Here is a 12,963-nt window from a genome sequence, read left to right on the forward strand (position 1 = left end):
AATCGTCACATAAGGTACCGACAACGCCGCCCCAAATCGCTCGGTGCACACATCGACGCGGTGGATACCGTCAAAGGTACTGACGACTTCCAAGAAGCGGCTGCCGCCCGGACAGGCACGTCCTCAACCGTCACCTCAGTCCCGCACTGACACCGGCACCGGCATGTGCAGCGCGAGTTGACCTTCCGTGACGACGTCGAACTGAATGGACTTGATCGGCTTCAGCGCCCGCAGGTCGTCGGCCATCCGCCCCTGCCCGATCTCCAGATCCACACCTCGAGGAAAGCGCACAGACCCTGCCGACAACACATTGGTCTGACTCAACGTGGAATGCCAGGCGCCACCCAACGACGTGTAGGACGTGAGCGTCGAAACCCGCTCCCCTGTCCCGCACTTCGACTGAGACGGCGTGACAGCCGACAACGCCAAATCCACCCCACCCGAGTCGTTCCCGACACGCGCGACGGTCCGGTCCGCGTCGATCGAGACATCTAACTCCGTCACCCACTTCGGGAAGCCGTACCCGTCATGCCCACGCACCTGGGCGATATGCGTGCTCACCGGCAGCGCCAGCACATACGAGTGCAGGTGATCGTTCGCCAGGCTGCTCGCCAGGTCGGCGAAGCCGAGCTTGCCGTGCCGGGCCGGCCGCACCGCCACCCCGACGGCGGCCTCGGTGTAGAAGTCGATGTCGCACACGTCGTACCGGAAGAACATCACCGAAACGATCCCGAGTCCCGGTGCAACCTCTAGCGGCGCAAGTGCTTTAGGCAGCCGTGTACGGATGTCACGGGACCGGGCCAGCATCACGAGCCGGGCCGTCGAGATGCGGTAGTAGAAGTTCGGGGTCAGCGTCGGGCCGATCGCCGAGTTCACCTCCGTCTTGGGGAGCTTCCGGAAGAAGTCGACGCTGGACACCCGGGGATCACGGGCGACCTCGTCGAGATCGGTCCGCATCCGAAACCGGTCATACAGACCACCTTTGGGCACGGTGACCGGACGCCCACCAAGATCGACCTCGACTACGTCCTGAACAGGCATCAGGACCTCCCCACATCGGCCACCAAGCGCTCGGCCAACTTCTCCGAGGACTGCGGGTTCTGCCCGGTGTAGAGATTTCCGTCGGCCACCACATGCGGACGCAGCGGCAGCGTTGCCTTCGAGTAGTCGACGCCCGCCTCTTTCAGCTTGTCCTCCAACAGCCAGGGCGCCTTGCGCGCGAACCGGTTCAACAACTCCTCGCGGTTCGCCAACCCGGTCAGGCGCCGCCCGGCGAACGGTGACACCCCGTCCGGCCCCGAAGCGGCCAGGATCGCCGCCGGCGCATGGCACAGCAGTGCGAGTGGCTTGCCGGATTCCAACCGGTGCGCCAGCAGTGCACCGGAGACCGGGTCGTAGGCGAGGTCCTCCATCGGGCCGTGTCCGCCGGGATAGAACACCACGTCGTAGTCGTCGGCGTTCACAGTGTCGAGCGAGACGGGATGGGCCAGCACGTTGGCGATGCTGTCGAGGTAGCTCTTGACCTCGCGTCGCTTCCACGGCATGCCGCCGGAGATGCCGAGGCTGAGCTTGTCGAGCGTCGGCGCCTTGCCGCCCGGCGTCGCCACCGTGATCTCCCACCCCGCCTCGGTGAAGATCTGGTGCGGCCGCGCGACCTCCTCGGCCCAGTACCCGGACGGATGCACCGTCCCATCGTTGAGTGTCCAGCGGTCGGCCGCCGAGATGACCATCAGTACTTTCGTCATGGTCCGTCTCCCCTTAAATGTGTTGGGTACCAACAACGCGAGCCGGCCGCGGCCGGGACTTCAACCATCGTGAGTACCCGCGCAGGGCACGTCGCGACACCATCTGATCGACTACCAGCGCGAAGGCTGGGCCGACCCACAGCGCGGGCTTCTTCCCCGCGCCGAGCCGGCGCATCTGGTAGCGGACCATCGCCATGCTGGCGATGGAGGCCAGCGGCTTGTCCGACCAGGTCACAGGCTTCAACCGCCCGGCCGCCTCCGCGCCTCGGCGCCACCGCGCGGGCAGGTCGGGGGTTTCGGCCAGCGCGGTGGCCATGCCGACCACCGCGACGCCACTGGCCAGCACCCGTTCGGCCGTCTCGCGCCGGGTGATCCCGCCGGTCAGCATGAGCGGGATGGGGCTGTTCACCGCGAGTTCGGCGGCCAACTCCAGGAAGTACGCCTCGCGGGCCGCGGTGCGCTCATCCGTGGGACGTCCGGTCATCGCGGGGCTTTCGTAGCTGCCGCCAGACAGCTCGACGAGGTCGACACCCAAGGGCGCGAGCATGTCGATCACCTTGCGGGCATCGTCGGCGTCGAAGCCGCCACGCTGGAAGTCCGCTGAATTCAGCTTCACCGCAACGGAAAAGCCCGGCGCCACCTCGGCGCGGATGGCGCGCACGATCTCCAGAAGCAGACGTGCCCGGTTCTCCAGCGAGCCACCCCACTCGCCGGTGCGCGTGTTGACGAGTGGAGACAGGAACTGCGACAAGAGATATCCGTGAGCGGCGTGCACCTCAACCCCGTCGAATCCCGCCTGCTCGGCACGCCGCGCGGTGGTAGCGAAGCGGGTGACGGTGTCGGCGATCTGCTCGGCCGTCATCGCCACCGGCCGTCCGAACCGCTTCGAGTGCCGACCCAGCTCGACCGCGACGTCCGACGGTCCCCACACCACGCCCGGCATGTTGGCCTGGACCTGTCGACCGGGGTGGCTGATCTGCATCCACATCGCCGCACCGTCGTCCTTGCCAGCGCGCGCCCACGCGACGAAGGGCTCCAGCGGCGAGTCGGCATCGAGCACGACGCCGCCCGGACCGGTCATCGCCTCGGCATGGACCATGACGTTGCCGGTGATGAGCAGGCCGGTGCCGCCGGCGCCCCACTGCCGGTACAGCGTGATCAGGCGCTCGTCGGGAAGCTGCGCCGGCCCGGCCATGCCCTCCTCCATGGCCGCCTTGGCGATCCGGTTGCCCAGGACCTGGCCGGACTTGAGCTGCAGGGGCGCGAACAACGCCTCCGACGCTTTCGACACGGAAACTCCCTACCAATGTTGACAGTGCTTACTTCCGACGCCTGCTAACATACGGTCAGCATGTAAGCGGTGTCAACACTTGTGAGGTAGATCCCGAATGGCCACGTTAACCAGGTCGTATCACCACGGCGACCTGCCCAGCGCGCTCGTGCAGGCCGCCCTGGAGCTGCTCGAGGAGGGCGGCGCGACCGAACTGTCGCTGCGCGCGGCGGCCCGCCGCGCGGGGGTCTCCACCGCCGCGCCGTACCGGCATTTCGCCGACCGCGATGCGCTGTTGTCGGCGGTCGCCGCGGTGGGCTACCGCGATCTGGCCACGCAGCTGGTCGCGGCGAACCCGTCACCGGAAACACCCGACGACCTCGCCGACATCGCCATCGCCTACGTGAACTTCGCGCTGCAACGCCCCGGCCTGTTCCGGGCCATGTTCGCCGAACCGTGCGACCCCACCAGCCCAGAACGGGTCGCCGCGGTCGAAGCCATCAGCGAGTACCTCAGATCGATTGTGCAGCAGGCGACTCCCACGTCGGATCCGGACGCGATGGCCAATGCCGTGTGGGCACTCGTGCACGGCCTGGCTTTCCTGCATCTCGACGGCAAGTTCGACGCGTCCTCCCCCGAGACCGTCGCCACCACGGTGCGCGCGGCGGTAGCGGCGGCGCTCGGGCAGCTTGCTTGACTGAGTCGCTAACCGATGCAGCGTGGTGCGACGTAAATGCAGGGTCATCGAATGGGCGCATTAGTACGGCGGCCCGAACGACCGGCGGGCAACCCTTCCTGACTCGCAGTTGTCCTGCGTCCAGCCGCGGACGAATTTCGGTGCAGCCCTGCGATCCCCGAGTGGCAGTATCGCGACAAACCCCTCAGTAACAAGAGGAGACCCAGGCTTCGAAGTTCGATCGTATTAACGCATCAGATACGTGAAGTAGTTGCCGATACAGTCCAAGGACTTCCTCGAAAGCTCGGGGTGGCGATCCTGCATCACTGATTCGACGTAGTCACCGGCCTCGTTGAGGTCCATCGAGTTCCAGTCAGGGTTGATACTCAGCGCCTCGTCAAGTAGCGCGCGAACCAGCCTTCTGGCGACTCCGGCTGCAGCCGGACCGAAATATGAAGCAAAATCCGCATCATTGCCACCCGGAAAGTGCTCCAAGTACAAACGAATCGCCTCATTGATATCGATGTCGTCGCCTGGCACCTGACCTCCCCATCTGCCCCCTCGACAACATGGGAGCTGACTTCCATCTGCGAGCACCCGTAAGCGCACGCGGAGATCCTGCGTCAACTCACCCCCGAGCCAATTGGTTCTCGACACCTTGCACGTTCGCCAACCGACTGGGATCCGCAATCAGTTCGTAGACACCAGGTTCAACGAGTCCAGCGCCGACCTGCTCCGCATCGGCGGGATCATCGGAGAGCAAGAGCAGTTCGGCTGCCCCTCCGCCGGAACGCAATACACGCACAGGAACACCTTGTAACTCAGCAGTGTAGACCCGCTCGAACACCTCACATTCCGACAAAGGCGCTGTCGCAGACCACGCCCGCGGATGAACCTGCGAGAAACCTGCGGGACCTTCCTCGGCCGTCGCAGTCAGAAGGACTTTGTCGCCAGCCACGTCGGCGAAATACTCCCCGCCGCGCCAGCGTGCCATGTTGCCCACTAGGGGACTCGGCAGTCGCCATTTCCTGGCACCGACCCAGCCGCTAGCCGCGCCCTCGTAACGCGAAAGGCGCTTCTGCTCACCATCGGAACGAATCCGCCAGTACTCAGCGCCGTATGAGTACCGAGTCCGTTCCATGACCCATACCTGCGCCAACGAGTCGCCGCGGAGGAAGCCATGTGGAAACACCGGCCACGGCCGTTCAGCTTCACCCGGGGCACTGAATCTAGCCGGTCTTGGCTGCTCGAACCGCACGACATCGACGAATTCGGGCGTTCCCTCAATGCCATACGCCGCCAACAATTCTGCCGGGGTCCGCAGGCCGACGGCCGCTCTCGCATCCGTCACAAACCCGCCAACTTGATCGTGGCCCGTTTCCACGATCGCACTAGCAGTGGGGCCTGCAAGCAGCTTCTGCAATACCAACGTGTCAGGCACGACGCCTCTCTTCCACCTGTACGTCTGTCAACCTGTCGGGCATCACCAGACCAGTCCATCCCATGTATTGGTCGCCGTCCAATCCAAGTTCCCGAGCCACCGCGGGGGGACCGACGAATTCAACCCCAATTTGTCCGTCAGGGAATTGGCTCTGCAGGGACACAGCGTGTCCGGATAGCTTTCCGCTCACGCGAACGTGCACCACGCCGTCCAGCGCGGACCGGGGAACCTTCACCCAAGACTGGTGGTACCCACGACCCATGGACGCTTCGCCGGTCGCGAACCCATCCGGGATCTCAGTATCCGGTTCTGCGTGCAATGCGACCCAGTCGTCACCGCTGAAAACGATGCGGTATCGCTCACCGCGATATTCCGCGATCGCGCCCGTGGTTGGCATTTCAATCATCAGTTCCCCTGCGGAATCCAGTGTCCGCCCTTTAAGACTGCAACGAGGCGTTGTGTGCCGTCGTCAAGAACTTCCCACATCTCGGCACCCTCTCTCATCGTCGTGTTTCTGGCGTAGTACTCCGGAATGACGTCGTCCCCGGACTTCGTGAACCCATTACCGGTGAACGGATCGTCCCACGAGTCGTAGGCATTGCTGCCTCCCATGTCGGAGTTGCGCGGCACTTCATAACTGCCCGGTGACTCAGGGTCGGCTTGGAACCGAATGACGTGTGTGCCTGGGTCGTAGCGTTCAAATGGAGAGTCGGTGTAGTCCAACCTGAGACCGTCGTAGATTCCGCCGGGTGTGCCGAGGTGAGCCGTATCGTCTGCCACTGTGACCGCACCACCCACTCGATCCGGGCTGACACCGTGCTCCATGATGTAGTCATCGGCACGACCCTGCACCAAGCCGTTTGCTTCGTCGAAATACCCCGGCGGAATCACCTTCTGCATCACGGTGTCGCTCGTCGGATGGGGCAAATAGTCGCGCACATCATTGATCAGGTCCCGCTGGGCCGGGGTGAGACTATCGGTCGCTGTGTTGATCAAGTCGATGAAGTCACTCTTCTTGACGCCGTGGTCGGCCAATGCGCCATCAATGCGCTGGACATCCGATAGTTGGTCCGGGGCAAACCCGGTGCTATGGGAGCTATCGTCCATCAACGAGTAGGTACGCGACCCGTCAGTCGACCCGCCATGGTTACCACCGCCTTGATCACCGCCGCCGTGCGAACCACCACCCTGGTCTCCACCACCGCTATGCGCTTCAGCCGTCTCGTGCGGTAGAGGGGGCTCATGCGGAACAGCGCCTCCCGGGCTTGCTTCGTTTGTCCACGCGTACTCCGGTGGTGACGGATGCGTGCCATTGCCGACGCCATGTTGCGGGCCAGCGGCGCCCTCGCCGTCATGTGCAGCCGTCCCCGGCCCATGAGTGGCGGACACCGACTCCTCACTCGGCCTTACCCCAGCATCGACCGGGGCCTTCCCAGCACCAGCGTCCCCCGCTGCGGCACCATCACCAGGTTTCGCCTCCGGCACAGGCCCCGAATCCGCCGGTCGCGCCACCGGTTCAGGGACCTTCGGCACTTCCACCGGCGTGGCACCCAAAGAGTCGAGGTCCTTGCCGATCTTGCCGGCCTGGCCGGCGATTTCATCGACCCCGGTCTTCCCGAATGCCTCCACCCCGCTGCGGGCTGCCGCCCCCTCGGCCCGAGCGACCTGCGCCCCTTCCTCGCCCGCCTTCCCCGCCGTCACGCCGGCTTTGGCCTCGCCGACACCGGGCATCAGGACCTGTGCAATGTTGCCGAGATTGTCGCCCAGCCCGACCAGCGGACGATCGCTGGACCAATCCTTGTAATCGACAACACCTTTGACGGTCTCGAGAAGGTGCTCTCCCGCTTCTTTCTGCCCCTCCGGATCAAGCATCGGCCCCAACGGATTGAAAAACTCCGCCAGGTTCTTGTCGATTTCCCAGATACCTTTCGCTGCTTCTACCGGGTGGGCGAGCATCGTCGGAACGGTCTGCCCAACCTCCAGCCCCGACTTCACCACGCCCTCAGCGATTTGTGTGCGCGCATTAACAAAGCCCGCCAAGAAACCGCCGACGTCGTTGCCGAAGAACCGGGTGAACTCCTTGCGGTCCCATTCCTCGAACTCGCGAACCAGCCCATCCATGCCATCGATGAGCATCTGGAAACCGGAAGCAGCGGTGTCCAATTCACCGCTGAGGGCGTGCAGGATCTCCGAGATATCGTGGCCGATCTGTTTGAGTCCATCGAGCGGGTTATGCCCGCTGAAAACGCTGCCGATCTGGCTGACAATTCCGGAGGCACTCAATCGGTGGAGCAGATCCCGGATCGCATCCTGTGCGCTTCGCACGTCACCGGCGAACGAATCCAGCTTCTCCGCAAGGGAACTGCACTTACCGGCCAAAGCATTAGTACCACCGGTCAACGTGTTCAGAGCTCCGGTGATGTGCGTCAACTCAGGAATGTCCTGGCCCGACACGCTCGAGAGGCAATCTCCGGCGTCGCCTGCTGCAGTCGATATCGCCATACCGAGCGCGCGCCACGCGCCCGCGACCGCGCCCATCGTGTCCGGATTGCCGTTCGGCCAGGCATGGCTGACGAACGGCTGAACCAAGGACCACAAGCTCGGTTCGGGGATTTCCGGCCCTGACTGTCCGGCCACCCCCGAAGCCGTGTACTTGGTCGGCTCTGCTGGCACAGGAATCGATTCGCGTCCACCGCCGACGGTCGAGGCAGCATCACTGACCCCATAGTTGTGCGCCGACACCTCGACGCCATAGCCGACATTACGGAAGGCGTTCACGGCCGACTCAGCCGCCGAGATCACCGCTTGCCCACTTTTGCGGTAGTCGGAGAAGAATTGCAGACCAGCCGCATCGGTTCCACACATCAACCCGGATCCCGCCAATGCAGAATCCAGGGCATCCAGCGCAGCGACCAGCGCATCACCTTGCGCACCAACAGTTTTCCCAGAGGCCGCTAACTGTTGCGGATCAACCTCGTAGCCACCCACCGACTAACCCCAGTTGCGCAGGTTCATTTGCGCAGCACCGTGATAGTTCTCGTGTGCGCCTTCAGCTATCGCGCGCAAATGGGCCAATGCTTGCCGCATCTCGGCCACGCCCTCGGTCCACTGCTGCTGGGCGGCAGCTTGCGCGTGCCCACCCTCGCCATCCCAGGCTGTGCCCAATTGATGCTCGACGGCCTCCAGCTGCGCCACCGTCTGCTCCATGTGCTGCTCGAGTTGCGACATCCGATCGGCAGCGGCCAACAACACCGCCGGATCCACCTTGAAAGCGGCCATGCCCTAGAGGCCCGATCCTGCGATGGACACGCCACCGTCCCGGTCAGTGCCCGAATACCCGGCGGCCGCCGCGACCAAGAGGTCCGACATCGCCGTCAACCCCTGAACGACTTTCGACGACCCGTCATGCCACTCGCGCCAGACTGAGTCGTAGGCCGATGCCGCGTTCCCGGTCCAACTCGGCCCCAGCATCTGCGCGACCTCGCTGTCGAGCGATGCCAGGCTCGCGTGCAACTGCTGCGCCGCCGTCCCGAATTCCGTCGACACCTCTCGCAGCACTTCCGGTGTCACATGCAGATCTGCCATAGTTCCCCCCTGGGCGCTCGCCCTGACTACAGCAATCATCTCAGTCCGATCGGGCGCATTTGCTGTGAAGTAGCTGTCAATGGCCACAGCCCGAATCGGAAAGCTGCCTCGGCAGTGCCAGCAAATTCGTGAACCGGAATTTGTCAAGGCGGATGTGTCCATCGGGTGTTAAGCGGCTGTGGTGTTGGCCTCCCGGGCTGGCGGGTTGATCCAGACGGTGTCGGGTAGGTCGAGAATCTTGAGCGCACCTTGCTTCCGAGAGCTGGCATGCTTGCCGCCATGTGGGGCTAGGAGTAGACCTGGTCAGGGCGCCGCCGCGTCGGATTCCCCGAACGCCACATACGCCGGTCGCAAAATCTCAGCGAGCCCCCGCCTGCGCACGGCGACCGCCACCGCGGGCAGCTGATCCATCAGTGCCGTCGACGAGGCAACGGGAGGGCCGAAAACGGGAAGAGCGCTCTGCCGCACAAAGAATGAATCGAGACAGTCAGCCAAGTCAGGCCCCGAGGACGCCGCACGATCAGCAGCAGGGCGCCCACCCGAACGGGCGGCCGCCAGATTCTCCAACAGGTCCTCACGGTCCCTGCCTCGCCAGGCAAGGATGGTGAACGGATCCTCGTCGAACGCCTCGGCCAGCAGGTAGAACGTCGCCGCGAGATGCTTGCACGGCACGGCGAAGTCCGGACACGAACAGTCCAGAGACAGGTCCCGGGCCGTCGTCGGAAACAGCGGCAACTCCAACGCGCCGAACACATTCTCAATATCGGACGGCATCTCACCGGACAGCAAAGCTGCAGTGTACAACGCACTTTCGGCCAGTACAGCTTCGATCTGCAACCACTCGCCCTTGCCGAATGCGGCGATCCCGATCCGGACCCGATAGGGCCGTACCCTACTGCCCTGCACCTCCGCAGTGACCAGACCCGGCCCGACGTCCAGCGAGATCACCTGACCCCGGCGGGCATAGTTCCGGCCGCGCTGCATCCGACTGCCCATCCCCATGGCCTCGAGCACTTCGATGAACCGTTGCGACCACCATGTCTGAGCGATCGCACCACGGGCGCTGCGGGCCTTCAACCCGTCAGCGGCACGGGGCCGCGACGGCGGATACCAGTCATTCACCGACGGCCCCCTCCGACAGGCTGAACAATGTGCGCAGATCCCCCGTGGACAACTCGGTCAGCCAGCCTTCGCCGTCGCCGACCACCAAATCGGCCAGCGCCTTCTTCTGCTCGATCATGTCGTCGATCTTCTCCTCGAGCGTGCCCGTGCAGATGAACTTACGTACCTGCACGGTGCGCTGCTGACCGATCCGGAAGGCCCGGTCGGTCGCCTGGTTCTCCACCGCCGGGTTCCACCACCGATCCAGGTGCACAACATGATTGGCGGCGGTCAAGGTCAGGCCGGTTCCGCCCGCCTTCAATGACAGCAGGAAGATCGACGGTCCCTCACCGGACTGGAAACGCTCGACCATCTCGTCGCGCCGCTTCTTCGACACACTGCCGTGCAGGTACGCGACGTCCTGACCGAACCGCGCGGCCAGGTGCGGCGCCAACATCTCGGCGAACTCGGTGAACTGGGTGAAGCACAGCACCCGATCGCCTTCGGCGAGAATCTCCTCCAGAATTTCCTCGAGCCGGATCACCTTGCCGGAGCGCATGCCAACCGGTGAGCGGTCGTGCAACAGCTGCGCGGGGTGGTTACAGACCTGCTTCAATTTCGTCATCGCGGCAAGTACATTGCCGCGCCGCTCGATTCCGTCGGTGTGCTCGATCTTCTCCATCATCTCGTCGACGATCGACTGGTAGAGCGATGCCTGCTCGGTGGTGAGTCGGCAGTACTGCTTGACTTCGATCTTCTCGGGCAGATCGTCGATGATGGCCGGATCGATCTTGAGCCGCCGCAGAATATAGGGGCGGGTGATCCGGCGTAGCCGTTCGGCCGGCTCGGTCTGGCCGTATTTCTCCACCGGCACCGCGTACCGGGTCCGGAACAGCTCCGACGAGCCGAGCAGGCCCGGGTTGAGAAAGTCCATGATGGACCACAATTCGGCGAGCCGGTTCTCCACCGGGGTGCCGGTGAGCGCGATGCGGTTCTCGGCGTCGAGCCGACGCACCGCCTTGGCGCCGCGCGACAGGCTGTTCTTGACGGCTTGAGCCTCGTCGAGCACCACCCGGTTCCACCGGTAGCCCGCGAGTTCGTCGATATCGCGGGTGGCGGTGGCATAGGTGGTGACAATCAGGTCGACCTCGGCCAGCCGTTCCTCCAGAGCCTCGCCGCGCAGCCGTGCCGGGCCGTGGTGGGCGTAAACCCGAAGCGCAGGTGCGAATTTCGCGGCCTCACGCTGCCAGTTGCCGACCAGCGACATCGGGCACAGCAGCAGTGTCGGCGCAGTACCGGGCTCGTTGTGACGTTGTGTGGACTCCAGCGCAAGCAACTGCACGGTCTTGCCCAAACCCATGTCGTCGGCCAGACAACTGCCCAGACCCAGCGCCGACAGGAAGGCCAGCCACGACAGGCCCCGCTGCTGGTAGGGACGCAGCGTCGCAGCGAAGTCCGGCGCCGGTTGCAGGGGCTGAAGTGATTGCCCGGCAACACCGTTGAGCAGATCACCGAGCCAACCATCGGCCCGCACTGACACGATCTCCAGCGGGGTGTCGGTGTCGTCGGGGTGGCTCGCCGCCAACGCCAGAAGCTCGGCGGGACTCGCCTGCTCCGACCGATGGGCCTTGAGAAACTCCAGCCCGCGGCGCAGCTGCTCCTGGTCGACCGCCACCCATTGACCGCGCAACCTGATCAACGGTGCCTTGGTCTGCGACAGCGCGTTGATCTCATCCTCAGTGAGCGTGTCATCGCCGACCGCGAGCGCCCACCGAAAGTCGATCAGCTGCTCGCGGCCGAACCGGCTCGCCGTCGCCACCACACCGTCGACGGGGGTGGACGCCGATACGGCGAGACCGAGCTTGCGGCGCCGATCCCACCACGACGGCAGTAGCACCCCGAAGCCCGCATCGTCGAGCAGCGGCGCCGCGACCGACAGGAAGTGGTAGGCGCCCTCGGCGTCCAGGTCGATACCGCAGGGACGTGCGGTGCGCAGACCGGAGGTCAGTTCCGGGTAGACCCGGACGGCCCGTCCGAGTTCGGCGAGAAGTAACTCCTCGGGACGGTCAAGCCAACGCCGCAGGTTGCCGTCGTCGTCCCAGGTCTGCTCGGCCGGGACCAACAGGCTGGGGTCGGCGACCGACTGCAGCAGGAACTCCAGTCGCCAGCCCGCGTCGTCGTCGTCGGATTCGTTCTCGGTGAGCCGGAAGGTCGCACGAGCCGGGCCCGGCTCCTCGATCCCGATCTCATCCCACGGCGTCAGCGCGTCGGCCAAGGCATCGAGATCATCCAGGTCCGCATCGAACCTGCCGTCCGGCGCCGTCAGTGCGGTCACCCATTCTTCTTCGACCGCAAGGCGTTTCGGGCGCCGCCCGCGTCGGGGTGGCAATAACTCCTCGGCCGGCGGCGCGGCGGCGCGCGCCAACTCGTCGACAAATGCGGCCAACGCCGACGTCACCAACTCCGGTGCGCCGGCCGCATCCGACTCCGCCCGGCACACCGGAGGCATAGCCGCGATGATCGCGGTGAGTTCCATCACGTCGGCGCCCTGAATCACCGGCCGCCAGAACGCGACGGGCTGTCCCTCGTCGACACCCAGTGCGGGCAGAATTCGACCGCGCGCCACCAATTTTCGCGCGAAGTTCGCGATATCGGCGATGTAGGTCACCGACTCGCCGTACCGCACATCGGCTGCCTTCTCATCGAAAAGGGCCAGCGCAGAGGCGGCGGGAAGCGATACCACGGGAACCGACCACGGCAGCAGCGCGGGCGCACTGCGTGATGCGGGCCGCGGCGTGACCCGCATCAGTTCCGGCGAGTCCAGCGGCGACGTCCGCAGCGAAGGCAACAGGAGCACGGCGTTGCCTGGCTTGCCGGTGTGGATTTCGGCGATCACATCGGCCGGCGCCGCGAAGGGATGCGGACGGGCGGCACGCAACGCCTGGCTTGCGCTCTTCACCGACAGGGCTGAATCCTCGGCCCACAGACACAGGTCCTCGGTCGACCAGAATCCGTGCAGAACCAACATCGATATTTCACTTCCCTCGAGGCTTCGCCAGGCTAGCTATCGGCACCACCATCCCGAAACCGCCGCGCCGGATTCACCCTGAGCCCGAGCCTGATTGGTGACCAGTGAGGCAGTTGG

General features: G+C 64.8%; 12 protein-coding genes. 1 reads left to right on the plus strand and 11 read right to left on the minus strand.

All coding sequences use genetic code 11. The annotated features are described in order from the left end of the window. Window positions 1-135: 135 nt before the first annotated feature. From AC4LGL_RS28735 to AC4LGL_RS28745, 3 genes are read right to left on the minus strand one after another with little or no spacing between them, the layout of a single operon-like run. Window positions 136-1,041: an acetoacetate decarboxylase family protein gene (locus tag AC4LGL_RS28735; protein WP_491841715.1), complete on the minus strand. Its 906-nt coding sequence runs from the start codon at window positions 1,039-1,041 to the stop codon at window positions 136-138. Next, on the minus strand, window positions 1,041-1,745 hold the full coding sequence (locus tag AC4LGL_RS28740; protein WP_491841716.1) for a type 1 glutamine amidotransferase domain-containing protein: 705 nt from the start codon (window positions 1,743-1,745) through the stop codon (window positions 1,041-1,043). The genes AC4LGL_RS28735 and AC4LGL_RS28740 overlap by 1 nt, the downstream gene beginning before the upstream one ends. 13 nt (window positions 1,746-1,758) lie before the next feature. After that, entirely contained in the window at window positions 1,759-3,036 is a 1,278-nt protein-coding gene (locus AC4LGL_RS28745; protein ID WP_491841717.1) for an NADH:flavin oxidoreductase/NADH oxidase family protein, read from the minus strand. A 97-nt stretch (window positions 3,037-3,133) separates the two neighbouring features. On the opposite strand from AC4LGL_RS28745, the gene AC4LGL_RS28750 reads away from it, so the two are divergent. Further along, window positions 3,134-3,712, plus strand: a complete 579-nt coding sequence (locus tag AC4LGL_RS28750) for a TetR/AcrR family transcriptional regulator (RefSeq protein ID WP_491841718.1) — start codon at window positions 3,134-3,136, stop codon at window positions 3,710-3,712. A gap of 225 nt (window positions 3,713-3,937) precedes the next feature. Here the strand turns inward: AC4LGL_RS28750 and AC4LGL_RS28755 are convergent, their stop codons facing one another. The 8 genes from AC4LGL_RS28755 to AC4LGL_RS28790 all read right to left on the minus strand — a co-directional run bounded on the left by AC4LGL_RS28755 (window position 3,938) and on the right by AC4LGL_RS28790 (window position 12,846). Then, window positions 3,938-4,231 carry a hypothetical protein gene (locus AC4LGL_RS28755; protein ID WP_491841719.1) on the minus strand — a complete coding sequence of 98 codons (294 nt, stop codon included), beginning with the start codon at window positions 4,229-4,231 and terminating at the stop codon, window positions 3,938-3,940. A gap of 88 nt (window positions 4,232-4,319) precedes the next feature. Beyond that, window positions 4,320-5,132 (minus strand): hypothetical protein, encoded by an 813-nt coding sequence (locus AC4LGL_RS28760; protein ID WP_491841720.1) that lies wholly within the window; start codon window positions 5,130-5,132, stop codon window positions 4,320-4,322. Further along, a complete protein-coding gene (locus AC4LGL_RS28765) occupies window positions 5,125-5,538 on the minus strand; it encodes a UCP033725 family protein (protein WP_491841721.1) in 414 nt (137 codons plus the stop codon). The genes AC4LGL_RS28760 and AC4LGL_RS28765 overlap by 8 nt, the downstream gene beginning before the upstream one ends. Next, a complete protein-coding gene (locus AC4LGL_RS28770; protein WP_491841722.1) occupies window positions 5,538-8,120 on the minus strand; it encodes a WXG100-like domain-containing protein in 2,583 nt (860 codons plus the stop codon). The genes AC4LGL_RS28765 and AC4LGL_RS28770 overlap by 1 nt, the downstream gene beginning before the upstream one ends. A gap of 3 nt (window positions 8,121-8,123) precedes the next feature. Beyond that, window positions 8,124-8,411, minus strand: coding sequence for a WXG100 family type VII secretion target (locus tag AC4LGL_RS28775; protein WP_491841723.1), 288 nt, complete (start codon window positions 8,409-8,411; stop codon window positions 8,124-8,126). A gap of 3 nt (window positions 8,412-8,414) precedes the next feature. Continuing rightward, the gene (locus tag AC4LGL_RS28780) at window positions 8,415-8,717 is read right to left on the minus strand and encodes a WXG100 family type VII secretion target (protein ID WP_491841724.1); all 303 of its coding nucleotides are present in this window, start codon (window positions 8,715-8,717) and stop codon (window positions 8,415-8,417) included. Between the two features lie 303 nt (window positions 8,718-9,020). Beyond that, complete coding sequence (locus tag AC4LGL_RS28785; protein WP_491841725.1) at window positions 9,021-9,839, minus strand: SWIM zinc finger family protein; 819 nt, start codon at window positions 9,837-9,839, stop codon at window positions 9,021-9,023. Further along, the gene (locus AC4LGL_RS28790) at window positions 9,832-12,846 is read right to left on the minus strand and encodes a DEAD/DEAH box helicase (protein WP_491841726.1); all 3,015 of its coding nucleotides are present in this window, start codon (window positions 12,844-12,846) and stop codon (window positions 9,832-9,834) included. The genes AC4LGL_RS28785 and AC4LGL_RS28790 overlap by 8 nt, the downstream gene beginning before the upstream one ends. Between the last annotated feature and the right edge of the window lie 117 nt (window positions 12,847-12,963).

The sequence above is a fragment of the Mycolicibacterium arcueilense genome, assembly GCF_058536225.1.

Bases quoted from the DNA above. Each gene is read 5' to 3' on its own strand.
- AC4LGL_RS28735 (WP_491841715.1), bottom strand. From the start codon at position 1,041: ATGCCTGTTCAGGACGTAGTCGAGGTCGATCTTGGTGGGCGTCCGGTC.
- AC4LGL_RS28740 (WP_491841716.1), bottom strand. From the start codon at position 1,745: ATGACGAAAGTACTGATGGTCATCTCGGCGGCCGACCGCTGGACACTC.
- AC4LGL_RS28750 (WP_491841718.1), top strand. From the start codon at position 3,134: ATGGCCACGTTAACCAGGTCGTATCACCACGGCGACCTGCCCAGCGCG.
- AC4LGL_RS28765 (WP_491841721.1), bottom strand. From the start codon at position 5,538: ATGATTGAAATGCCAACCACGGGCGCGATCGCGGAATATCGCGGTGAG.
- AC4LGL_RS28775 (WP_491841723.1), bottom strand. From the start codon at position 8,411: ATGGCCGCTTTCAAGGTGGATCCGGCGGTGTTGTTGGCCGCTGCCGAT.
- AC4LGL_RS28780 (WP_491841724.1), bottom strand. From the start codon at position 8,717: ATGGCAGATCTGCATGTGACACCGGAAGTGCTGCGAGAGGTGTCGACG.
- AC4LGL_RS28790 (WP_491841726.1), bottom strand. From the start codon at position 12,846: ATGTTGGTTCTGCACGGATTCTGGTCGACCGAGGACCTGTGTCTGTGG.